24 protein-coding genes are annotated in these 22,727 nt (G+C 70.0%); 13 read left to right on the top strand and 11 right to left on the bottom strand.

Features of this window, described 5'->3' with window-relative positions; all coding sequences use genetic code 11:
* Positions 1 to 165: 165 nt before the first annotated feature.
* Positions 166 to 339, bottom strand: a complete 174-nt coding sequence (locus tag F3T56_RS46400; protein ID WP_172639148.1) for a hypothetical protein — start codon at positions 337 to 339, stop codon at positions 166 to 168.
* A gap of 415 nt (positions 340 to 754) precedes the next feature.
* Between F3T56_RS46400 and F3T56_RS26210 the strand changes: the two genes are divergently transcribed.
* From F3T56_RS26210 to F3T56_RS26225, 4 genes are all read left to right on the top strand, one after another.
* Entirely contained in the window at positions 755 to 1,408 is a 654-nt protein-coding gene (locus tag F3T56_RS26210) for a response regulator transcription factor (RefSeq protein WP_009340866.1), read from the top strand.
* Positions 1,409 to 1,413: 5 nt separating this feature from the next.
* On the top strand, positions 1,414 to 2,724 hold the full coding sequence (locus tag F3T56_RS26215; RefSeq protein ID WP_149827831.1) for a sensor histidine kinase: 1,311 nt from the start codon (positions 1,414 to 1,416) through the stop codon (positions 2,722 to 2,724).
* 404 nt (positions 2,725 to 3,128) lie between these two features.
* Positions 3,129 to 3,425 carry a DUF4193 domain-containing protein gene (locus F3T56_RS26220; protein WP_005481602.1) on the top strand — a complete coding sequence of 99 codons (297 nt, stop codon included), beginning with the start codon at positions 3,129 to 3,131 and terminating at the stop codon, positions 3,423 to 3,425.
* A gap of 13 nt (positions 3,426 to 3,438) precedes the next feature.
* On the top strand, positions 3,439 to 4,389 hold the full coding sequence (locus tag F3T56_RS26225) for a hypothetical protein (RefSeq protein ID WP_172639149.1): 951 nt from the start codon (positions 3,439 to 3,441) through the stop codon (positions 4,387 to 4,389).
* Between the two features lie 95 nt (positions 4,390 to 4,484).
* Here the strand turns inward: F3T56_RS26225 and F3T56_RS26230 are convergent, their stop codons facing one another.
* The gene (locus tag F3T56_RS26230) at positions 4,485 to 4,946 is read right to left on the bottom strand and encodes a DUF3093 domain-containing protein (RefSeq protein ID WP_149827832.1); all 462 of its coding nucleotides are present in this window, start codon (positions 4,944 to 4,946) and stop codon (positions 4,485 to 4,487) included.
* 113 nt (positions 4,947 to 5,059) lie between these two features.
* Between F3T56_RS26230 and F3T56_RS26235 the strand changes: the two genes are divergently transcribed.
* The 7 genes from F3T56_RS26235 to F3T56_RS26265 all read left to right on the top strand — a co-directional run bounded on the left by F3T56_RS26235 (position 5,060) and on the right by F3T56_RS26265 (position 11,753).
* A complete protein-coding gene (locus F3T56_RS26235; RefSeq protein WP_149827833.1) occupies positions 5,060 to 5,644 on the top strand; it encodes a PaaI family thioesterase in 585 nt (194 codons plus the stop codon).
* A complete protein-coding gene (gene dut, locus F3T56_RS26240) occupies positions 5,641 to 6,192 on the top strand; it encodes a dUTP diphosphatase (protein WP_149827834.1) in 552 nt (183 codons plus the stop codon). Before F3T56_RS26235 ends, dut begins: the two co-directional genes overlap by 4 nt.
* Before the next feature lies 1 nt (position 6,193).
* Positions 6,194 to 6,973, top strand: a complete 780-nt coding sequence (locus F3T56_RS26245; protein ID WP_149827835.1) for a DUF3710 domain-containing protein — start codon at positions 6,194 to 6,196, stop codon at positions 6,971 to 6,973.
* Between the two features lie 213 nt (positions 6,974 to 7,186).
* Positions 7,187 to 9,838, top strand: coding sequence for a sensor histidine kinase (locus tag F3T56_RS26250; RefSeq protein ID WP_149827836.1), 2,652 nt, complete (start codon positions 7,187 to 7,189; stop codon positions 9,836 to 9,838).
* Positions 9,835 to 10,518: a response regulator gene (locus F3T56_RS26255; protein ID WP_149827897.1), complete on the top strand. Its 684-nt coding sequence runs from the start codon at positions 9,835 to 9,837 to the stop codon at positions 10,516 to 10,518. The genes F3T56_RS26250 and F3T56_RS26255 overlap by 4 nt, the downstream gene beginning before the upstream one ends.
* Positions 10,519 to 10,583: 65 nt before the next feature.
* Positions 10,584 to 10,982, top strand: coding sequence for an OB-fold nucleic acid binding domain-containing protein (locus F3T56_RS26260; protein WP_149827837.1), 399 nt, complete (start codon positions 10,584 to 10,586; stop codon positions 10,980 to 10,982).
* Between the two features lie 3 nt (positions 10,983 to 10,985).
* Positions 10,986 to 11,753, top strand: coding sequence for a DUF3159 domain-containing protein (locus F3T56_RS26265; RefSeq protein WP_149827838.1), 768 nt, complete (start codon positions 10,986 to 10,988; stop codon positions 11,751 to 11,753).
* A 190-nt stretch (positions 11,754 to 11,943) separates the two neighbouring features.
* Here the strand turns inward: F3T56_RS26265 and F3T56_RS26270 are convergent, their stop codons facing one another.
* Positions 11,944 to 12,621: a potassium channel family protein gene (locus F3T56_RS26270; RefSeq protein WP_037700769.1), complete on the bottom strand. Its 678-nt coding sequence runs from the start codon at positions 12,619 to 12,621 to the stop codon at positions 11,944 to 11,946.
* Entirely contained in the window at positions 12,621 to 13,292 is a 672-nt protein-coding gene (locus F3T56_RS26275; protein ID WP_149827839.1) for a potassium channel family protein, read from the bottom strand. The genes F3T56_RS26270 and F3T56_RS26275 overlap by 1 nt, the downstream gene beginning before the upstream one ends.
* 437 nt (positions 13,293 to 13,729) lie before the next feature.
* On the opposite strand from F3T56_RS26275, the gene F3T56_RS26280 reads away from it, so the two are divergent.
* Together F3T56_RS26280 and F3T56_RS26285 are read left to right on the top strand one after the other, a co-directional pair.
* Positions 13,730 to 15,799 carry an APC family permease gene (locus F3T56_RS26280; protein WP_149827840.1) on the top strand — a complete coding sequence of 690 codons (2,070 nt, stop codon included), beginning with the start codon at positions 13,730 to 13,732 and terminating at the stop codon, positions 15,797 to 15,799.
* 90 nt (positions 15,800 to 15,889) lie between these two features.
* Positions 15,890 to 17,218 (top strand): class I SAM-dependent RNA methyltransferase, encoded by a 1,329-nt coding sequence (locus F3T56_RS26285; RefSeq protein WP_149827841.1) that lies wholly within the window; start codon positions 15,890 to 15,892, stop codon positions 17,216 to 17,218.
* A gap of 87 nt (positions 17,219 to 17,305) precedes the next feature.
* Here F3T56_RS26285 and F3T56_RS49795 read toward each other — a convergent pair whose 3' ends face one another.
* The 7 genes from F3T56_RS49795 to F3T56_RS26325 form a co-directional block, all read right to left on the bottom strand.
* Positions 17,306 to 17,536 (bottom strand): hypothetical protein, encoded by a 231-nt coding sequence (locus F3T56_RS49795; protein WP_342786987.1) that lies wholly within the window; start codon positions 17,534 to 17,536, stop codon positions 17,306 to 17,308.
* Between the two features lie 386 nt (positions 17,537 to 17,922).
* Entirely contained in the window at positions 17,923 to 18,078 is a 156-nt protein-coding gene (locus F3T56_RS48190) for a hypothetical protein (RefSeq protein WP_246203874.1), read from the bottom strand.
* 243 nt (positions 18,079 to 18,321) lie between these two features.
* The gene (locus tag F3T56_RS26305; RefSeq protein ID WP_246203875.1) at positions 18,322 to 19,131 is read right to left on the bottom strand and encodes a LysR family transcriptional regulator; all 810 of its coding nucleotides are present in this window, start codon (positions 19,129 to 19,131) and stop codon (positions 18,322 to 18,324) included.
* A 196-nt stretch (positions 19,132 to 19,327) separates the two neighbouring features.
* On the bottom strand, positions 19,328 to 20,416 hold the full coding sequence (locus F3T56_RS26310) for an ABC transporter ATP-binding protein (RefSeq protein WP_149827842.1): 1,089 nt from the start codon (positions 20,414 to 20,416) through the stop codon (positions 19,328 to 19,330).
* Positions 20,413 to 21,318: an ABC transporter permease gene (locus tag F3T56_RS26315; RefSeq protein ID WP_149827843.1), complete on the bottom strand. Its 906-nt coding sequence runs from the start codon at positions 21,316 to 21,318 to the stop codon at positions 20,413 to 20,415. The genes F3T56_RS26310 and F3T56_RS26315 overlap by 4 nt, the downstream gene beginning before the upstream one ends.
* Positions 21,315 to 22,127: a molybdate ABC transporter substrate-binding protein gene (modA, locus tag F3T56_RS26320; protein WP_149827898.1), complete on the bottom strand. Its 813-nt coding sequence runs from the start codon at positions 22,125 to 22,127 to the stop codon at positions 21,315 to 21,317. The genes F3T56_RS26315 and modA overlap by 4 nt, the downstream gene beginning before the upstream one ends.
* A gap of 120 nt (positions 22,128 to 22,247) precedes the next feature.
* Positions 22,248 to 22,643 (bottom strand): TOBE domain-containing protein, encoded by a 396-nt coding sequence (locus tag F3T56_RS26325; protein ID WP_149827844.1) that lies wholly within the window; start codon positions 22,641 to 22,643, stop codon positions 22,248 to 22,250.
* Between the last annotated feature and the right edge of the window lie 84 nt (positions 22,644 to 22,727).

Genomic DNA, 22,727 nt, shown 5'->3' on the forward strand with positions numbered 1-22,727 from the left:
GCCTGTGTCGAGACGCCGAACGCGCGCAGCGCCCGACGAAGGAGGGCCGAGCACGATCGGCGTCTCGACACAGGCGCGCCCCTTCGGCTCACCGAGCCACAAAAAACGGGCGGGACCCCGGACTGGATCTGCCGGGGTCCCGCTGTCGTGTGTATGGGCTCTGGATCAGACGCTGTACGCGCCGACCTCCACACCGTGATCGGCGGCGAGGCGGTGCAGGTCGTCGAGCTCGGCCTGCTCCACTTCGACGAGGAAGTCGTCGCCCTCGTCACGAGCCCTGGTCAGGTCGGACTCGGTCGCCCTTATGCGCTGCAGAAGTCCTGCGGTGAATGCGTCCATGCTGCGCCCCCTCGTCCTGGTCGTGGGTCGATGGCACGGGGGTGTGCCGTTCGGAAGGGAACGATCACGTCTCTGTGGATGCCCAGCGCCACCCGTGCTGGGCGGCGACGGTGCCGGACACCCACGCCCACTCTGCGGAAAGCGGATCGTTGCGTACCGCATGGTGGTGCGGCACAAGCAGAGCGTGATCGCGGGGTGTAAAGCCGTCCTCCCCCCGCTCTCTCGGAGGGAAACCTCAACCGGACGAAAAAATCCCGCATTCCCTGCCGGGTCCCTCCCCTGGCCTCCCCGAGGTCGCCTTACAGCCGACTTACGGCTGAAAAAGGCAGGATGGAGGTCACACACCCACGAACACCCTGCCCGTGTGCGCCGCCTCCGGCGCGCTACGCGGGTGGACACAGGAAGGACAAGCGACGTGCGCGTACTCGTCGTCGAGGACGAGCAGCTGCTCGCCGATGCGGTGGCCACCGGACTGCGCCGGGAGGCCATGGCCGTCGACGTCGTGTACGACGGTGCGGCCGCCCTGGAGCGCATCGGCGTCAACGACTACGACGTGGTCGTCCTCGACCGCGACCTCCCCCTCGTCCACGGCGACGACGTCTGCCGCAAGCTCGTCGAGCTGGGCCTGCCCACGCGCGTGCTGATGCTCACCGCGTCCGGCGACGTCAGCGACCGCGTCGAGGGCCTGGAGATCGGGGCCGACGACTATCTGCCCAAGCCGTTCGCGTTCAGCGAGCTCATCGCACGCGTGCGTGCCCTCGGCCGGCGTACGAGCGTGCCCCTGCCGCCCGTCCTGGAGCGCGCCGGCATCAAGCTCGACCCCAACCGCCGCGAGGTCTTCCGCGACGGCAAGGAGGTCCAGCTCGCGCCCAAGGAGTTCGCCGTCCTGGAAGTGCTGATGCGCAGCGAGGGCGCCGTCGTCTCGGCGGAGCAGCTCCTGGAGAAGGCCTGGGACGAGAACACCGACCCGTTCACCAACGTCGTGCGCGTGACGGTGATGACGCTGCGCCGCAAGCTGGGCGAGCCGCCGGTCATCGTCACCGTGCCCGGCTCCGGCTACCGGATCTGACCGCCGTGGCCACGACCCCCGCGCCCCCCGTGGCGCCCCCGAAGCCCACCTGGGACCCCAGGAGGCCGCAGACCCCGCTGCCATGGCTGCGCCCGACCATCCGCATACGGCTCACACTGCTGTACGGCGGGATGTTCCTGATCGCCGGGATCCTGCTGCTCTCGATCATCTATCTGCTGGCCGCCCAGGCGATCACGACGGGCAACCAGCCGCTGTTCAAGATCGTGGGAGGCACCGACATCAGTGTCTCCAGCGACAAGTGCCCGGCGGTCGACGCCGGCTCGACCGTCAATGTGCCGCTCAGCGACTTCAACGCCGCGATCGCCGCCTGCATCGACGATCAGCGCCGTGCCGCGCTGGACACCCTGCTCAGCCGCTCGCTGCTGGCCCTGCTGGGGCTCGCCGTGATCGCGTTCGCCTTCGGGTACGCGATGGCGGGCCGGGTGCTCGCACCGCTCGGCCGGATCACCCGCACCGCGCGCGCGGTGGCCGGCTCGGACCTGTCCCGTCGTATCGAGCTGGACGGTCCGGACGACGAGCTGAAGGAGCTGGCGGACACCTTCGACGACATGCTGGAGCGGCTCCAGCGGGCCTTCACGGCGCAGCAGCGGTTCGTCGGGAACGCGTCGCACGAGCTGAGAACACCGCTCGCGATCAACCGCACGCTCCTGGAAGTGCATCTGTCCGATCCGAACGCGCCCGCGGAACTGCAGCAGCTCGGCAAGACGCTGCTGGCCACCAACGAGCGCAGCGAGCAGCTCGTCGAGGGGCTGCTGCTGCTCGCCCGCAGCGACAACCAGATCGTCGAGCGCAAGCCCGTGGACCTCGCCGAGGTCGCCTCCCAGGCCATCGATCAGGTGCGCTCCGAGGCGGACGCCAAGAAGGTGGAGATCCGCGGCGAGCGGGCCCCGGCGGTCGTCCAGGGCAACGGCGTCCTGCTGGAGCGGATCGCGCTGAACCTCGTCCAGAACGCCGTCCGGTACAACGTGCCGATCGGGGAGGGGCAGCGCGAAGCGCTTCCGAACAAGGGCGGTGGTGGGCGACGGGAGGGAGGCTGGGTCGAGGTGACGACCGAGCTCCAGCACGGCCAGGCGGTCCTGGTGGTCACGAACACCGGGCCCGTGGTGCCGGCGTACGAGATCGACAACCTCTTCGAGCCGTTCCGGCGGCTGCGTACGGAACGCACGGGCAGCGACAAGGGCGTGGGTCTCGGCCTGTCGATCGCGCGGTCCGTGGCCCGCGCGCACGGCGGCCATATCGCGGCCCAGCCACGTGAGGGAGGCGGTCTCGTGATGCGAGTGACCCTGCCCGTCTGAGAAAATGTTCCCGGCCCCGCGTTCGTGTTCGCTTTGCGCGGAATTTTCCGGGGGCCTGATCGAAACGGTCGCGCGCGACCAATGTGTGATCGATCACATGGGCGAATTTCCAGCCATCTACTGAGCGTGATCATGGGACTGTCGTAAAGCCGGGAAAATCCGGGTTTTCGGGGGTTGGGATCACGGGAAGTACATGCTGAGGCGCCTTTGATATGCAGCCTAAGGACCGTGTACGGTCCCGTTCGCCATCCAAGCCGATCACTCTTGAGGAGTCCGGTTGGGTGTCGATTGAGTAACAGACCTTGATGTGAGGCAAAATCTCCGCCTCAGGTCGGGCACAAGTCCGGCCTCTCACGCGTTACGTGCGCTGGAGACACCGCAGACACCCAGAGGGGGAGAGCGACATGGCAACGGATTACGACACCCCACGCAAGACCGACGACGACGTCGACTCGGACAGCCTGGAAGAACTCAAGGCTCGCCGGAACGACAAGTCGACCTCCGCAGTGGACGTCGACGAGTTCGAGGCCGCCGAGGGCCTGGAACTGCCCGGCGCGGACCTTTCCAACGAGGAGCTGGCCGTCCGTGTGCTGCCCAAGCAGCAGGACGAGTTCACCTGCATGAGCTGCTTCCTCGTGCACCACCGCAGTCAGCTGGCCCGCGAGAAGAACGGTCAGCCGATCTGCCGCGACTGCGACTGAGGCAGGGTCGGCCGTGACTGGCTCGACCCCTCCTTGGAAGCGCCGCTTCCGCAAGGGGGCGGACCAGGAGCCGTACGACGGCTCCGACGGCGTGCGTGACGACGAGCGGGGCTCCTCCGACCAGGGAGCGGCCTCGCTCGAACGTGCGTCTGGCACGGCGTCGGGGGGCGCCACGGATGAGCAGGGACGCCTGCCCGTACCGGTGGAGACTCCGGCGCCGGTCGCTCGACGGCGCACGGCCGTCGTCCGGGACGGCATCAAGGAGGGCCTGAAGACCGGGGCCCGCAAGGGCGGTGACCGGGCGCGGGCGGGGCTCGCGTATCTCACCGACCGGGTCATCGAGATGGCCCCGAGGATCCCCGTACGGGACCTCGCGACGCTGCGGGCACAGTTCCCGGGGCTGGGGCCCGAGCGGATCGCCGACAAGCTCGTCGCGGGGGCCGCGAACGCGTCCTCCACGGTGGGCGCGGGCGTCGGAGCCGCCGCGATGCTGCCGGCGCCGCCCGCCATGCCCGCGGAGCTGGCCGCCGAGATCACCGGGGTCGCCGCGATCGAGCTGAAGCTCATCGCCGAGCTGCACGAGGTGTACGGGGTGCGGCCGCCCGGGAATCTGCGGCAGCGCAGTACCGCCTATCTGAACTCGTGGTCCGGTGAGCGCGGGATCGACGCGACCAAGCCGACCACGGTCAACGCCGCGCTCGGCGGGCAGCTGAAGCGGGAGCTGCGACAGCAGATCATGAAGCGCATGGTGCGGAATCTGCCGAACCTGCTGCCGTTCCTGATCGGTGCCGCGGTCGGGGCGGTCATGAACCGCCGGGACACCAAGCAGCTCGCCGAGCGGATCCGGAAGGACCTACGGCGCATTCAGGTGCCGTGGGAGGCGCTGCCGGAGCTGCCGCCGCTGGAGAAGCCGGTGGACCCACTGCCGGTGGGAGAGCCGCCGAAGGAGCTCGGCGAAGGCTGACCGGAAGTTGTCGGACGCACACGTTTCGTTCCGGAAAGGAAATGCGCCGACCGCCGATAAGAGTTGGGCGAGAAACAATTCGGTGATGACGGACGCTACGCCTTCGTTTTCGCCGCCTCCAGGGCCGTCACCAAGCGCTCCGGTTCCCTGGTCGACAGGTACACGTAGGGCGTGGGGTCGGACGGGTCGGTGACGGGGATGCGCAGGGCGGTGGGGATGTAGGCGCGGAGGAGCATGAAGGCGTGCGGGTTGGCCTTGTGGGTGCGCCAGGCACGGGCTTCCTCGGGGTCCAGGATTTCCGGGGTGCCCAGGGCGCTCACCGGGATCTTCGCCTCACCGGCGATCAGGGCGTCGCCGACCACGCGGATGCGGACCGAGCCGTAGGAGCTGGTCACGACCGCCGCGGCCGCGGTGCCGCCGGCCAGGCCGCCCAGCAGCGGGAGCGTGCCGAAGGGCAGCAGGATCAGGGCCATGGAGACCCCGGTCAGCAAGCAGACGAGCCACCAGGTGCGGGGAGCGGTGAGGCGTTCTTCGTACGGCGAGGCGGAGAGCTGCATGACGTCAAGCTTGGCACGCAGGTCGTCCGGCTCCGGAAATGGGGGCGCCCGAGGGGAATCCCTGCCCATAGGGACGATGGCCGGACGCTGACAGGCGGGTAAGGTCTGCGGCTGTGAGAGGTACTTCCGCGGCCCTGCAGCCCCCGGCGGATGCCGTGGCGCCCGTACGGCACCCCGAGGCACCCGCCGCCGGTGAGTTGCTCGGCGCGCACTACGGGCAGTGTTTCGGCTGCGGTGGCGAGCAGCTCCACGGGCTGCATCTTCAGGCCCGGGCCGGTGAGGGGGTGTCTCTCACCGCCGAGTTCACGGTGAAGCCCGCGCACCAGGGGGCGCCCGGTCTGGCGCACGGTGGGATCCTGGCCAGCGCCCTCGACGAGGCCCTCGGCTCGCTCAACTGGCTGCTGCGCACCATCGCGGTGACCGGACGGCTGGAGACCGACTTCGTGCGGCCCGTCCCCGTCGACACCGTGCTGCATCTCCAGGCCGAGGTGACGGCGGTGGCCGGGCGGAAGATCTACGCGACCGCCACCGGACGCATCGGCGGTCCCGACGGGCCTCTCGCCGTCCGCGCCGACGCGCTCTTCATCGAAGTCAAAGTTGACCACTTCATCGACCACGGTCGCCAGGAGGAGATCCAGGCGGCCATGGACGACCCGGACACCGTCCGGCGGGCTCGGGCCTTCGAGGTGAACCCGTGAACAGCAGCAATAGCAGCAGTGTCAGTAGTCGTAGGCCTGTCGATGTGTTGATCAGGCGCATCGACCCGGATGTTCCGCTGCCGAGTTACGCGCATCCCGGTGACGCGGGCGCCGATCTGCGCACCACCGAGAGCCGTGAACTGAAGCCGGGCGAGCGGGCCGTTCTGCCCACGGGGGTGTCCATCGCGCTCCCGGAGGGGTACGCGGCCTTCGTGCATCCTCGTTCCGGTCTCGCCGCCCGCTGCGGTGTCGCCCTGGTGAATGCCCCAGGGACGGTTGATGCCGGGTACCGTGGGGAGATCAAGGTGATCGTGGTGAACCTCGACCCGCAAGAACCCGTGCGGTTCGAGCGCTTCGACCGGATTGCCCAACTGGTCGTCCAGCAGGTCGAGAAGGTGCGCTTCCAGGAGGTGGCGGAGCTTCCCGACTCGGCGCGGGCCGAGGGGGGCTTCGGGTCCACCGGCGGTCATGCCGCCGTGGACGGAACAAGCGGCACAACGGGTGGGAATCGATACGCTTCGGTCGTATCCGACCGGGAAGGACAGTGACGTGTTCGGACGTCGCAAGAAGAAGGGTTCCGCTGAGGACGCGGCGGACGCGGCGAGCGAGGCCGAGCAGGTCGACGGCGTAGCCGGAGAAGTCGACACTGAGGCGGACGAGGTCGAGCGCGAGCGCGTGCGGCTCGAGCCCGAGCCGCGGCCGGACGGGCCGTGGGACAGCTCCGAGGTGCGCGAGCCCGGCGAGGGCCGCGTGGACCTGGGTGGCATCTTCGTGCCCGGGGTCGACGGCATGGAGCTGCGGGTCGAGGTCGCGGGCGACGCGATCGTCGCGGCGACCGTCGTACTGCGCGACAGCGCGGTCCAGCTGCAGGCCTTCGCCGCTCCCAAGCGCGAGGGCATCTGGGGCGAGGTCCGCGAGGAGATCGCCAGCGGCATCACCCAGCAGGGCGGTGTCATCGACGAGGTCGAGGGCCCGCTGGGCTGGGAGCTCCGCGCTCAGGTGCCGGTGCAGCTGCCGGACGGCACGGGTGGCTTCCAGGTCGTCCGGTTCGTCGGCGTGGACGGGCCCCGCTGGTTCCTGCGCGGGGTGATCTCCGGGCGGGGCGCGGTCGAGCCGCAGACGGCCGGGCTGCTGGAGCAGATCTTCCGGGACACGGTCGTCGTCCGCGGCGACGGCCCCATGGCTCCGCGCGACCCGATCGTCCTGAAGCTGCCGAACGACGCCCAGATGGTCCCCGAGGGCGTCCAGCAGGAGGAGCAGAGCGGTTCCCGCTTCTCCGGCGGCATGGGACAGCTGCAGCGCGGCCCGGAGATCACCGAGGTCCGGTAGCCGCTCCTACGCAACTGATGGGCCGTACCCCTGAGAGTGCGGCCCATTGTCGTGCGCGCGGTCGGACGGGCGGCGGCAGGCGCAGGGCCGGCATCACGGGCATCAGGGTTCCGTCAAGGACGGCTTCCGGCCGGTCCCGTGTCCTCTTTGCCGTGATTGTTGGCCGTAAGGTCGACGCTGCGTAGGCAGCGGTCGCGAGAAGACAATGAGGCCATGGGACGCGGGAAGCTTCGGATATACCTCGGTGCGGCACCGGGCGTCGGCAAGACGTACGCGATGCTCTCCGAGGCGCACCGCCGGGTCGAGCGGGGCACCGACTGCGTGGTCGCCTTCGTCGAACACCACAGCCGGCCGCGTACCGAGGTGATGCTGCACGGCCTGGAGCAGATCCCGCGCCGGGAGCTGGAGTACCGGGACGCGGTGTTCACCGAGATGGATGTGGACGCCGCGCTGGCCCGGCGGCCGCAGGTGGCTCTCGTGGACGAGCTGGCGCACACCAACGTCCCCGGCTCCCGCAACGACAAGCGCTGGCAGGACGTCGACGAGCTGCTCGTGGCCGGGATCGATGTCGTGTCCACCGTCAACATCCAGCATCTGGAGTCGCTGGGTGACGTCGTCGAGTCGATCACCGGCGTACGGCAGCGCGAGACCGTGCCCGACGAGGTGGTGCGCCGGGCCGACCAGATCGAGCTGGTCGACATGTCGCCGCAGGCGCTGCGGCGGCGGATGGCGCACGGCAACATCTACAAGCCGGACAAGGTCGACGCCGCGCTGTCGAACTACTTCCGGCCGGGGAACCTGACCGCGCTGCGGGAGCTGGCGCTGCTGTGGGTGGCCGACCGGGTCGACGAGTATCTGAACGAGTACCGCAGCGAGCACCAGGTGTCGAGGATCTGGGGCTCGCGCGAGCGCATCGTGGTCGGGCTGACCGGCGGGGCCGAGGGGCGGACCCTGATCCGACGAGCCGCCCGGCTGGCCGAGAAGGGCGCGGGCGGCGAGGTCATGGCCGTCTACATCGCCGGCAGCGATGGCCTGACCTCAGCCTCCCCGAAGGAGCTGGCCGTTCAGCGCACCCTCGTCGAGGACCTGGGCGGCACCTTCCACCATGTCGTCGGGGACGACATCCCGGCCGCGCTGCTGGACTTCGCACGCGGCGTCAACGCCACCCAGATAGTGCTGGGCGTCTCGCGGCGCAAGAGTTGGCAGTACGTGTTCGGACCGGGCGTCGGGGCCACCGTGGCCCGGGACTCCGGCCCCGACCTGGACGTCCACCTGATCACACACGACGAGGTCGGCAAGGGACGCGGGCTGCCCGTCGCCCGGGGCGCACGGCTCGGCCGGGTCCGGATGAGGTGGGCCTGGCTGGTCGGGGTGGCCGGGCCCATGCTGCTGACGCTGCTCCTGACCAACGTCGCGGCCGACCTCGGCCTCGCCAACGACATGCTGCTGTTCCTGACGGTGACGGTGGCCGCGGCCCTGCTCGGCGGTCTGCTGCCCGCGCTCGCCGCCGCGCTGCTGGGCTCGCTGCTGCTCAACTGGTTCTTCACCCCGCCCGTCCACACCCTGACGGTCGACGACCCGAAGAACATCGTCGCCATCGTGGTCTTCGTCGGGGTCGCGGTGGCGGTGGCCTCCGTGGTGGACCTCGCGGCCCGCCGTACGCAGCAGGCGGCCCGGCTGCGCGCCGAGTCGGAGATCCTGTCCTTCCTCGCGGGCAGCGTGCTGCGGGGGGAGACGAGTCTGGAGGCGCTCCTCGAACGGGTCCGGGAGACCTTCGGCATGGAGTCGGTGGCTCTGCTGGAGCGCGAGAGCGACGTGGAACCGTGGACGTGCGCGGGGAGCGTGGGCCCCCGGCGGGTGGTGGACCGCCCGGAGGACGCGGACGTGGACATGCCGGTCGGCGACCACATGGCGCTCGCCCTCACCGGGCGCGTGCTGCCCGCCGAGGACCGCCGGGTACTGGCCGCGTTCGCCGCCCAGGCCGCCGTCGTACTGGACCGCCAGCGCCTGCAGCACGAGGCGGGCCAGGCCAAGGACCTGGCCGAGGGCAACCGCATCCGCACCGCGCTGCTCGCCGCCGTCAGCCACGATCTGCGCACCCCGCTCGCCGGGATCAAGGCCGCCGTGTCGTCCCTGCGCTCCGACGACGTGGCCTGGTCGGAGCAGGACCGGGCCGAGCTGCTCGAAGGCATCGAGGAGGGCGCCGACCGGCTCGACCACCTCGTGGGCAACCTCCTCGACATGTCCCGCCTCCAGACCGGCACCGTCACCACACTGATCCGCGAGATCGACCTCGACGAGGTGGTGCCGATGGCCCTCGGCGGCGTACCCGAGGACAGCGTGGTGCTGGAGATCCCCGAGAGCCTGCCCATGGTCGCCGTCGACCCCGGGCTGCTGGAGCGCTCGGTCGCCAACGTCGTGGAGAACGCCGTCAAGTACAGCCCGCCCGGCGCGGCCGGCCCGACCGTCTTCGTATCCGCCAGCGCGCTCGGCGACCGCGTCGAGGTCCGCGTCACCGACCGCGGCCCCGGCGTCCCCGACCAGGCCAAGGAACGCATCTTCGAGCCCTTCCAGCGCTACGGCGACGCCCCGCGCGGGGCCGGCGTCGGCCTGGGCCTCGCGGTGGCCCGGGGCTTCGCCGAGGCCATGGGCGGCACCCTCGACGCCGAGGACACCCCCGGCGGAGGCCTCACCATGGTCCTCACGGTGCGGGCCGCGAGGACCGGCGCGGAGAGCGGCTCGGACGGCCGCCGCGAGGCCGTCCCGCCGCGCAGGCTGGATGCCGTGGTGGGAACAGCTGGTGTCAGGACGGACGCGGCCGCGTCGGAAGGTGCGGCCGCATGGGCAGAGAGGCGAACCATATGACCCGCGTGCTCGTGGTCGACGACGAACCGCAGATCGTACGGGCGCTCGTGATCAACCTGAAGGCGCGCAAGTACGAGGTCGACGCGGCCCACGACGGTGCCACCGCCCTCCAGCTCGCCGCCGCCCGCCACCCCGATGTCGTCGTCCTCGACCTCGGACTGCCCGACATGGACGGCGTCGAGGTGATCAAGGGGCTGCGCGGCTGGACGCGGGTACCGATCCTGGTCCTGTCGGCCCGGCACTCCTCCGACGAGAAGGTCGAGGCCCTGGACGCGGGCGCCGACGACTACGTCACCAAGCCCTTCGGCATGGACGAGCTGCTGGCCCGGCTGCGCGCCGCCGTCCGCCGCGCCGAGCCCGTCGGGGGCGACGAGGCCGACGTGATCGTGGAGACCGACGACTTCACCGTGGACCTGGCCGCGAAGAAGGTGAACCGGGGCGGCAAGGACGTACGGCTGACCCCCACGGAGTGGCACCTGCTGGAGGTCCTCGTACGCAACACCGGACGCCTGGTCGGCCAGAAACAGCTGCTCCAGGAGGTCTGGGGACCGTCGTACGGGACTGAGACGAACTACCTCCGGGTCTACATGGCCCAGTTGCGGCGCAAGCTGGAGGGCGACCCGTCGCGTCCGCGGCACTTCATCACCGAGGCGGGGATGGGGTACCGGTTCGAGAAGTGAGCCGTTCCGGTCCGTCGGCGTACGGGGGTGCGGCAGTGTCGGCGGGCCCCGGTAGGCTTTTTGCCATGAGTGCTGTTCCTCGTTCCGAGAAGCCGGCGGGCCGGTTCCGGCGCATGCTCGACCGGCTCTCCTCGTCCCAGACGGACCTGGAGTCCGAGGAGCTGCGCGAGGACGCGGACACCGCGGGCTGTACGCGCATCTGTGACTGCCATGACCGACAGATAGTGACGGTTACTGGTACCTTGCGCACGGTCACCCTGCGCCCGAGAGCCGGTGTCCCGGCTCTGGAGGCCGAGCTGTTCGACGGTTCGGCCGCTCTGGACGTGGTGTGGCTCGGCAGGCGCTCCATCGTCGGCATAGAGCCGGGGCGCAAGCTGATCGCATCCGGTCGGATCTCGATGAGCCGGGGCCGTAGGGTGCTCTTCAACCCGAAGTACGAACTCAGACCGCTCGGACGGGAGTAGCCGGTGACGTCGCTCGACAAGCCGACGGAAGACGCCCAGCGCGACGTCCAGGACGCCCAAGGTGCCCAGGACGGTCCGCACGACTCCAAGGCGGTGACCGAGGCGGCCCTGTTCGAGGCGTTCGGTGGCTTGCGCGGCATGGTCGAGACCGTGCTGCCGGGTCTGCTCTTCGTCACGATCTACACGATCAACAAGGATCTGCACGCGGCGGCCATCGCGGCCCTCGGCGTCTCCGTCCTGCTGGTCGTGGTGCGGCTCGTCATGAAGGACACCGTCAAGCACGCCTTCAGCGGTGTCTTCGGGGTCGCCTTCGGTGTGGTCTTCGCGATGATGACCGGCAACGCGAAGGACTTCTATCTGCCGGGCATGCTGTACACGCTGGGCCTCGGGCTCGCGTACATCATCACGACGCTCGCGGGCGTGCCGCTGATCGGGCTGATGCTCGGCCCGGTCTTCAAGGAGAACCTCTCCTGGCGCACGCGTAACCCGGGGCGCAAGAAGGCGTATGCGAAGGCGAGTTACGCGTGGGGGGCGATCCTGCTCGCCAAGTGCGCGATTCTCTTCCCGTTGTACTGGTGGGCCGACACCGAGCAGCTCGGCTGGGTGCTCGTCGCGCTGAAGATTCCGCCGTTCCTGCTTGCGGTGTGGCTGACCTGGGTGTTCCTCGCGAAGGCGCCGGCGCCGATCGATGTCTTCGCGGAGATGGAGGCCGAGGAGCGGGCGGAGAAGGAGCGGAAGGCGGCGGAGCGGGCGGGTGCCGCCGGGGAGTGAGTTTCGCCCCCGCCGCCCTTACCCTCCCCCACTCTCGGCTTCGCTCGAGCGGGGGGGGGACCCTCATCATCCCCAGGGGCTGCGCCCCTTCGCCCCCGCCACGGGGCTCCGCCCCGGACCCCGCCAAGTTTCAGGGGCGCCCGGAAATCTCCGGGCGCCCCTGTCGTATGTCGGTTGTCGGTCTCCCGCGTCAGCTCGTCGCGTCCTCGCGTCGTACCGACAACAGGTCCTCCAGTTGTTCCTCGCGGGCCTGGGCTGCCACGAACAGGAGTTCGTCGCCCGCTTCCAGGGAGTCGTCCGGGGTGGGGGTGAGGACGCGGGTGCCGCGGATGATGGTGACGAGGGAGGTGTCCTCCGGCCACTCCACCTCGCCGACCTGGGTGCCGGCCAGGGCCGACTCCGGGGGCAGGGTCAGCTCGACGAGGTTCGCGTCGCCGTGGCTGAAGCGGAGGAGCCGGACCAGGTCGCCGACGCTCACCGCCTCTTCCACCAGGGCCGACATCAGTCGGGGGGTCGATACGGCGACGTCCACGCCCCAGGACTCGTTGAACAGCCACTCGTTCTTGGGGTTGTTGACGCGGGCGACGACGCGCGGGACGCCGTACTCCGTCTTCGCGAGCAGCGAGACGACCAGGTTGACCTTGTCGTCGCCGGTCGCGGCGATGACGACGTTGCAGCGCTGGAGCGCCGCCTCGTCCAGGGACGTGATCTCGCAGGCGTCGGCCAGCAGCCACTCCGCCTGGGGGACGCGCTCGACCGAGATGGCGGTCGGCGCCTTGTCGACGAGAAGGACCTCGTGGCCGTTCTCCAGCAGTTCGCCCGCGATCGAGCGACCGACCGCGCCGGCTCCGGCGATGGCGACCCTCATCAGTGACCGCCCTCCTCGTCGGGGCCCTCGGCGAAGGAGGCCTCGACCTTCTCGATGTCGTCCGTACGCATCATCACGTGCACCAGGTCGCCCTCCTGGAGCACGGTCTGGGAGGAGGGCAACATGGCCTCGCCAAGGCGGGTGAGGAAGGCGACGCGGACGCCGGTCTCCTCCTGCAACTTGCTGATCTTGTGGCCCACCCAGGCCGAGGACGCGTGCACCTCGGCGAGCTGGACACCGCCGGTGGGATCGCGCCACAGCGGCTCGCTCCCGGAGGGCAGCAGCCGGCGGAGCATCTGGTCGGCGGTCCAGCGGACCGTGGCGACTGTGGGGATGCCCAGACGCTGGTAGACCTCGGCGCGGCGGGGGTCGTAGATCCTCGCCGCCACGTTCTCGATGCCGAACATCTCACGGGCGACGCGGGCAGCGATGATGTTCGAGTTGTCACCGCTGGAGACGGCGGCGAACGCGCCCGCCTCCTCGATGCCCGCCTCGCGCAGCGTGTCGCGGTCGAAGCCGACGCCGGTGACGCGACGGCCGCCGAATCCCGAGCCCAGACGACGGAAGGCCGTGGGGTCCTGGTCGATCACGGCGACCGTGTGCCCCTGTTGCTCCAGGGTCTGGGCGAGGGTGGAACCCACTCGCCCGCAGCCCATGATGACGATGTGCACGACCGTCCTTCCGGTGTCAATAGCTACTGTTCAGCCGAAACGGCAAAACGTCAAAAACAGGGTCTCAGACCGTCGCCCAAGCTACACACACGCGGTCCGACAAGGGCACCCCCGTGCGGATTCGGGTCACATCGTGGGCCGTCGTCGGCTGATCCGGCGGACGCTGATCATCGTCAGGACACCGAGGCCGACGAGTGACATCAGCGCGCCGATCAGCTCCGCGGTCGCGGCCTGCATGGAGCCTCCAGAGGGTGGGGTGGGACGGGAGCCGTCACATGGAGAGTTCGTCATATAGACATGAGGACGCCGTCCATTAGGTCGGAGGATGCGTGACTTGGCGCACTTCGCAGTGAGGGCCGCGCAGATTTCACCCCGGGGCCCGCCGGGATTTCACCCGGATGTGCCCAGAACCAGCCAGGGCGCTTACGATCCTCTCCGTGTCCAAACTGACCGACGTGCCCAAACGGATTCTGATCGGGCGGGCGCTGCGCAGTGACCGGCTGGGCGAAACGCTCCTGCCGAAGCGCATCGCACTCCCCGTCTTCGCCTCCGACCCGCTCTCCTCCGTGGCGTACGCACCGGGCGAGGTGCTGCTGGTCCTCTCCATCGCGGGCGTGTCGGCGTACTACTTCAGCCCCTGGATCGCCGTCGCGGTCGTCGTGCTGATGTTCACCGTGGTGGCGTCGTACCGGCAGAACGTGCACGCGTACCCGAGCGGCGGCGGCGACTACGAGGTGGCGAACGCCAACCTCGGCCCCAAGGCCGGTCTCACCGTCGCCAGCGCCCTCCTCGTCGACTACGTCCTCACCGTCGCCGTGTCGATCTCCTCCGGTGTGGAGAACCTCGGCTCGGCCATCCCCTTCTTCGTCGAGAACAAGGTGCTGTGCGCGGTCGGCATCATCGTGCTGCTGACGCTGATGAACCTGCGCGGGGTGAAGGAGTCCGGGAAGCTCTTCGCGATCCCGACGTACGTCTTCGTCGTCGGCGTCTTCGCGATGATCGCGTGGGGCGCCTTCCGCGGGCTCGTCCTCGACGAGACCATGCGGGCACCCACCGCCGACCTGGAGATCAAGGCCGAGCACCAGGGACTCGCCGGCTTCGCCCTCGTCTTCCTCATGCTGCGCGCCTTCTCCTCCGGCTGTGCCGCGCTCACCGGCGTCGAGGCGATCTCCAACGGCGTACCGGCGTTCCGCAAGCCCAAGTCGAAGAACGCCGCTACCACGCTGGCCCTCATGGGCTTCTTCGCGGTGACCATGTTCTGCGGCATCATCGGCCTCGCGATGGCCACCAACGTACGGATGGCCGAGAACCCGGCGCACGACCTGCTGCGCGACGGCTCCCCGGTCGGTGACTCCTACGTCCAGAACCCGGTGATCTCGCAGGTCGCCGCCGCCGTCTTCGGCGACGGCACGTTCTTCTTCATCCTGCTGGCCGCCGCCACCGCGCTGGTCCTCTTCCTGGCCGCGAACACCGCGTACAACGGATTCCCGCTGCTCGGCTCGATCCTCGCCCAGGACCGCTACCTCCCGCGCCAGCTGCACACCCGCGGCGACCGCCTCGCCTTCTCCAACGGCATCGTGCTCCTCGCCGGTGCCGCCATGCTCCTGGTGTGGGTCTACGGCGCCGACTCCACGCGCCTCATCCAGCTGTACATCGTCGGTGTGTTCGTCTCCTTCACTCTCAGCCAGACGGGCATGGTCCGGCACTGGAACCGCCATCTGCGCACAGAGAGGGACCCGGCCAAGCGGCGCCACATGATCCGCTCCCGCGCGATCAACACCTTCGGCGCCTTCTTCACGGGTCTGGTACTGGTCGTCGTCCTGGTCACCAAGTTCACGCACGGTGCCTGGGTGGCCCTGCTCGGCATGGTCATCTTCTACGCGACGATGACGGCGATCCGTAAGCACTACGACCGGGTCGCCGAGGAGATCGCGGCACCGGAAGGGCCCAGCGACGACGTCGTACGCCCCTCCCGCGTCCACTCCGTCGTGCTGATCTCGAAGATCCACCGCCCCACGCTGCGCGCCCTCGCCTACGCCAAGCTGATGCGCTCGCACACCCTTGAGGCGCTCAGTGTCAACGTCGACCCGGCGGAGACCAAGGCGCTCCAGGAGGAGTGGAACCGGCGCGGCATCGACGTACCACTGAAGGTCCTCGACTCGCCGTACCGCGAGGTGACGCGGCCGGTGATCGAGTACGTCAAGGGCCTGCGCAAGGAGTCCCCGCGCGACGCGGTGTCGGTCATCATCCCCGAGTACGTGGTCGGCCACTGGTACGAGCACCTGCTGCACAACCAGAGCGCGCTCCGGCTCAAGGGACGGCTGCTGTTCACCCCGGGCGTCATGGTGACCTCCGTGCCGTACCAGCTGGAGTCCTCCGAGGTGGCGAAGCGACGGGCGCGCAAGCGGCAGGAGTGGAGCGCGCCGGGTTCGGTACGGCGTGGTCCGGCGGCCGAGCGGCCGAAGGAGAAGGCGTCGACGGGGGAGTCCTCGGACAGCAAGAGCTGATGCTTGTGGTCACCGGCCGGACGGCACCCACGTAGACTGGTGGGCTGTTGTCCGGCCATTCTCTATTCGATGTTGTGGAGTCACCCCGCCATGCAGGCAGAACCGAAGAAATCGCTGGTGGGGGAGGAGTACGAGGTCGAGATCGGCCCCGTCGCCCATGGCGGCCACTGCATCGCCCGTACGTCCGAGGGGCAGGTCCTCTTCGTACGGCACGCGCTGCCCGGTGAGCGGGTCGTGGCGCGGGTGACGGAGGGCGAGGAGGGGGCGCGCTTCCTGCGGGCGGACGCGGTGTCGGTGCTGGAGGCCTCCAAGGACCGCATCGAGGCGCCCTGCCCGTACGCCGGCCCCGGCCGCTGCGGCGGCTGCGACTGGCAGCACGCCAAGCCGGGCGCCCAGCGCCGATTCAAGGGCGAGGTCATCGCCGAACAGTTGCAGCGCCTGGCGGGTCTCACACCCGAGGCGGTCGGCTGGGACGGCACGGTGGTGCCGGCCGAGGGCGACAAGCTTCCGGCGGGCGAGGTTCCGGCATGGCGTACGCGCGTGCAGTACGCGGTGGACGCCTCGGGCCGGGCCGGGCTGCGCCGCCACCGCTCGCACGAGGTCGAGCCGATCGACCACTGCATGATCGCGGCGCCGGGCGTGTCCGAACTGGGCATCGAGAAGCGCGACTGGACGGGCATGGCGGCCATCGACGCGATCGCCGCGACCGGTTCGCAGGACCGTCAGGTGATCCTGACGCCGAGGCCGGGCGCGCGCCTGCCGATCGTCGAACTGGACAAGCCGGTGAGCGTGATGCGGGTGGAGGAGAAGGACGGCGGGGTCCACCGAGTCCACGGCCGCCCCTTCGTCCGCGAACGCGCCGACGACCGTACGTACCGCGTCGGCAGCGGCGGCTTCTGGCAGGTCCATCCCAAGGCCGCCGACACCCTCGTCAAGGCCGTCATGCAGGGCCTGCTACCACGCAAGGGCGACACCGCGCTCGACCTCTACTGCGGCGTAGGCCTCTTCGCCGGCGCCCTCGCCGACCGCGTCGGCGACAAGGGCGCCGTCCTCGGCATCGAGTCCGGCAAGCGAGCGGTTGAGGACGCCCGCCACAACCTCGCCGACTTCGACCGCGTCCGCATCGAACAGGGCAAGGTCGAGACGGCCCTCCCGCGCACCGGCATCACCGAGGTCGACCTCATCGTCCTGGACCCGCCCCGGGCGGGCGCCGGCCGGAAGACCGTTCAGCACCTGTCGTCACTGGGGGCACGCCGCATCGCCTACGTGGCCTGCGACCCGGCGGCTCTGGCCCGGGACTTGGGGTACTTCCGGGAGGGCGGGTATCGGGTGCGGATGCTGCGGGCGTTCGATCTGTTTCCGATGACTCATCATGTGGAGTGCGTCGCCATCCTTGAACCCGCCGCTAAGGGTTCCTGACCTGCGGTTTTGGGCGTGCGCATGCTGCTCGTCGCGTATGGGTTCAGGCGGTCTGCGCGCCGAAGAGGTACTGGATGCCGATGTCGATCAGGAACGGGCCGCCGTAGGACGGGTGGCGCTTGAGGATCGCCTTCTTGTACGCCTCACCGTCCTCGTCGACAGTTCCTGCGCGTCGGCCAGGTAGCGGCGCAGTTCCCTGTACACGTTCTGGTCGGCGGGCCGGTTGATCATCAGGGCGACGGCCAGGACCCCACCGGCACGATCATCCCGGCCGGCGACATGACCCCCACCGAGGTGATCACCGGGCACGGAGGTCATCGGCGGCGTGCCCTTCGTCTTCGAGGCGGTGTCGGGCGGCGAGGCCGCCGACACCCTCGCCGCCAACAGGAGGTACGACACGATCCTGGCCGGGCACGCTGCTTGGCGAACGTGACGACCTCGTCGGCGTAGGCCAGTGCGTACTGGGCATCGACGGCGATCAGCCGGGACGGGGTCTCTTCGGGCCGTTGAGCCGGGCTCTCGGGCATGGTGCGGACCCCTGTGTGGGGGAAGTTTCGTTGTTCACGTGGTCCACGCTGATGTGCCGGTTTTACGGTGACGAGATACGGCGCGCACACGAGTGGTTGTCGAGGGTGGTGCGGGACATGCTGTGCTCCTGGCCAGAGGGTGTTCAGGGGGATTCGGTGCGCGACGGTCCGGGCAGGTCAGACGATTTCGTAGATCCGGACCTCGGGGTCGGCGGACAGCAGCGGCTTCAGGCCGGCGACCACGTCCTTGGTGAACAGGACGCTGTCGAGGTAGGCGCGGGCCTGGCCGACGGTGGAGAAGCCGTGCAGTACCTGGACGCCCTCGTCGCGCACGAGCAGTTCCTTGGAGATGGCGCCGGGGACCGTGTCGAGGAACGGCTGTTTTACCGCTGGTAGACATCCGCCGCCTCGACGCGCCGCGCCTTTTCCACGGTGAGGGTGATTTCCAGATAAGCCATGGGGCGTCCTTTGCCGTCTCGTTTCCTGCGAGGAATCCGCAGGAATTCGGTGCGTTCGGTGCGCGCCCAACCGTAGATTTTCCGGAAGCCGTCCGGTAGAGGCTCATCTGTGATGTGGCTATAGCCGAAGCCAATTACTCGCTCGGCTGTCCCAGGGTTGCGGCGGCCTTGGTGAGGGCGTCCATGAACTCCTCGAGGTCGGCGCCCGGGGGTTCTCGTGGGCCCAGACCGCCTCGTAGGAGATCTCGACGGGGGTGCCGGAGTGCACCAGCGGTCGGCAGGCGGCGTGCTGGTGGGCCACCTTGGAGCGGGGCAGGAGCGCCGCGCCCACGCCCAGGCCGGCCCATTCGTCCAGTACGCGGTGGCTGGCGGCCTCGCCGGGACAGGTGCGCAGGGCCAGGTCGTTGCTGTGGAAGAGGTCGGTGGTGAACTTGGTCAGGCCGCAGGTGTCGGGGACGAGGATGTAGGCGGCGCCGGCGGCGGCTGTGAGCTCCACCGGGCCTTCGGCGGCGGGGTCCGCGGCCGGGTCGATCACGACCACGGGTTCGCTGAGGATGACCTGGTGTCGGTAGGTCGGCATGGCCTCCACCGCGGGCACCAGCAGGGCATCCAGCTCGCCTGCCTTCAATGAGGCGCGCAGCAGTTCCAGATCGGCTTCCCGCAGCACCAGATCGCGCGGCCGGGACAGGCCGCGGGCGGCGTCGAAGGCGCAGGCCACCAGGTCGGCCCCGATCAGGGGCGAGACGCCCATACGGATCGCGCCGGTCGCCGGGCGGGCCAGCCGCCGGGCCTCGGCCGTAAGGGAGTCCAGCGCGCCGAGGGCCTGGTCGATCATGGGCAGGAGGCGGGCGCCGTGAGCGGTGGGCTTGACGCCGCGCGGGGAGCGGTCGAAGAGTTTGACGCCGAGTTCCTGCTCCAGCCGGGCCACTCCGTTCGACAGGGCGGGCTGGGTGACGCCGTAGTCGCGCGGCCGCGGCGCTGAAGGACTTCGTCTGGGACACGGCCTGGGCGTAGCGCAGCCCCTCGATGTTCATCCTGAACTCCTCTCCGTCATAACGCCAGGCTATACATTCGACATATTCCCACCTGCATTTCGGAGCGCTGGGGAATTCCTTCAGGCGTTCTCAGACGGGGTAGGCGTGAGTCTGTGTCGCTTTCACCGTGGCCCAGACTTCGGAGCCCGGGTGGAGGTCGAGTTCGGCGGCGGCGACGGTGGTGAGGTCGGCGGCGAGCGGGAGTTCGCCGGTGAGATCGGCGCGGATCTGGTCGCCGTGGGTCTCCAGGCCGGTGACCCGGCCGTGCCAGAGGTTGCGGGCGCTGGAGCCGGTGGGGCGGTCGCGGTGGAGGGTGACGGCGCTCGGCGGGAAGGCCACGAAGACCGGGCCGGTCAGGGCCTCGGTGGTGGTGATGTGGGGCCCGGCGTCGAGGCGGACGGTGTGACCGTCGGCCCGCCCCTGGTAGAGGTTGAGGCCGACGAGCTGGGCGATGTAGTCCGTACGGGGGTGACGGGCGATGTGGGACGGGCCGCCCTCCTGGACGATGCGGCCGTCCTCGACGACGACCAGGCGGTCGGCCAGGACCATCGCGTCGAGCGGGTCGTGGGTGACGAGTACGGCGACGGCCTCGAAGTCGGCCAGATGACGCCGGAGTTGGGCACGTACCTCCAGACGGGTGCGGGCGTCGAGGGCGGCGAGCGGTTCGTCGAGGAGGAGGAGGCGCGGGCCGGTGGCGAGCGCGCGGGCGAGGGCGACGCGCTGGGCCTGGCCGCCGGACAGCCTGCGGGGCTTGGCGCCGGCATGCTCGGCGAGCCCCATGCGGTCGAGCCACTCGGCGGCCCGCACGCGAGCCTCGGCCTTGGTCGCGCCATGGCAGCGGGGGCCGAAGGCGACGTTGTCGAGGGCGGTGAGGTGAGGGAAGAGCAGATAGTCCTGGAAGACCACGCCGACCGGGCGGGACTCCGTCGGCGTACGGTCCAACTCCGCGCCGTCCAGGCGCATATGACCGCCGGAGAGCGGGGTGAGCCCGGCGAGGGCGCGCAGGGCGGTGGTCTTGCCGGCACCGTTGGGTCCGAGGAGGGCGACCACCTCACCCGGCGCGACGCGCAGCGCCACGTCGAGCCGGAAGGTGCCGCGCTCGACGAGGAGACGGGCGTCGAGGCCCTCCTCGGAACCGGGGCTTCCGGGGGCGGCAGCGGCGTTATGGCTCTCGCTCATCCTGCTGTCATCCAACGGTCGCGCAGCCCGGCCAGCACCGCGATGGACACGGCCAGCAGCACCAGGCTGAGGGCGATGGCCGCCTCGGGGTCGCTCTGCAGAGCGAGGTAGACGGCCAGGGGCATGGTCTGGGTACGGCCGGGGAAGTTGCCGGCGAACGTGATCGTCGCGCCGAACTCGCCGAGGGCCCGCGCCCAGGCCAGGACGGCGCCGGCCGCGATGCCGGGCGCGATCAGCGGCAGGGTCACCCGGCGGAACGCGGTGAAGCGGGAGGCGCCCAGGGTCGTGGCGGCCTCCTCGTAGCGCGGGTCGGCGGCCCGCAGCGTGCCCTCCACGCTGATGACGAGGAACGGCATGGCGACGAACGCCTCCGCCACGATCACGCCCGCCGTGGTGAAGGGCAGCGTGATGCCGAACCAGTCGTCCAGCCACTGCCCGACGATGCCGCCCCGGCCGAGCGCCATCAGCAGCGCCACACCGCCCACCACCGGCGGCAGGACGAGCGGGAGGGTGACCAGGGCCCGTACGAGACCACGGCCCGGGAACTCGACCCGCGCCAGCAGCCACGCCAACGGCACCCCGATCACCAGGCTCACCCCGGTCGCCGCCGTGGCGCAGATCAGGGAGAGCTGAAGCGCCTGCCACACCTCCGCGCTGGTCAGCTGCTCGGGGAGGCTGCGCCACGGGGTCCGTACGAGCAGGGCGATCAGCGGCACGATCAGGAACGCCAGGCCGATCAGCGCGGGCAGGAGCAGCGGCAGCGGCGCGCCCCGGCCGCCGCCCCTCCGGACGGGTCGAGGCCGACGCCGCGGCCCGCCCCCGAGGGCGTCGGGCGTGGCGGTGGACTTGTCCGGCGGGGACGGCGGGGACGGCGGGGACGACGGGGACGACGGGGAGGTCACGGCTGGAGGAACCCGTCCCCAGTCAGGACCTTCTGGCCCTCGGCGGACCGCACCAGCTCGATGAACGCCTTCGCGGCCCCGGCGTTCGGCGCCTCCTTGAGCGCGACGATCGGGTAGTCGTTGATGGCCTCGGAGGATTCGGGGAAGTCCACGCCCTCCACCTTGTCACCCGCGGCCTTCACATCGGTCTTGTAGACGACCGCGGCATCGGCCTCCTTCAGCTCGACCTTGGTCAGGGCGGCATTGACGTCCTGCTCGTACGACACCGGCGTGAGCTTCAGACCGCTCGCCTCCAACGCCTTCCGGGCGGCGGCCCCGCACGGCACCTCCTCGTCGCAGAGCACGACCTTCAGGCCGGACCTGGTGAGGTCCGCGAGGGAGGAGATCCTGTCCGGGTTGCCCGGCAGAGTGGCGATCTCCAGCTGGTTGCGGACGAAGGTGGCGGGGGTGCCTGAGGCGTCGCCCGCGTCCGTGACGATCGCCATCGTCCTGGGGCTGGCGGAGGCGAACACATCCGCCGGGGCGCCACCGGTGATGCTCGCGGCGAGGGAGTCGCTGCCGCCGAAGCTGAAGGTCACCTTCGCACCGGGGTGCTCCTCCTCGAACCGCTTGCCCAGCGTCGTGAAGCTCTCCTTGAGGGAGGCGGCGGCGAAAACGGTCACCGGGCCGGAGATCTCGTCCGAGGAGGCGGCCGACGCGGACGGGTCCGACGTCGCCGATGAGGAGCAGGCGCTCAGGGCCAGCAGGGCGGCGGCTCCGGTGGCCACCACCCGCACAGTGCGGCGGGTCCGGCGCGCGGTACGAGTCATCATGCGTCGATGATAATGCCGCAGATGCGAGGAGAAAGTGTCCTGTGTCTTTGCATGAGCCGGAAGTGTGATCCAACAGGATGGCATGTGCGCCCCAGGCCCGGACCCGGGCCCTCCTGCTCAGGTCCGGTCGATGTGCACATTCGTCGACTTCACGCGCGCGGTGGCCTCCACCCCGACTTCCAGCCCCAGCTCCTCCACGGCCTCCCGCGTCAGCAGCGACACCAGCCGGTGTGGCCCCGCCTGGATCTCCACCTGGGCCGCGACGTCGCCGAGCTTCACGGCGGTGACGATGCCGGGGAAGGCGTTGCGGACGGAGGTGTAGGAGACGTCCTCCTCGCCACCACCACTGTGGGCGAGCTCCACGGAGAAGGCGGCCAGATCCTTCCCGTCGATGAGACGCCGCCCGCTCTCGTCCCGATGGGTGGCGACCCGGCCGGCGTCCGCCCATCGCCGCGCGGTGTCGGGGCTCACACCGAGAAGCCGCGCGGCCTGACCGATCGTGTAGGACTGCATGGAGATCACCCTAGTGAAACCGTGGCCGGAGGGCTGAAACCGCGTTGAAGCCGTTCTGAACCGGCTCGGCCGCAAGCTCTCCGG

The organism is Streptomyces tailanensis (assembly GCF_008386495.1).
Classification (GTDB): domain Bacteria; phylum Actinomycetota; class Actinomycetes; order Streptomycetales; family Streptomycetaceae; genus Streptomyces; species Streptomyces tailanensis.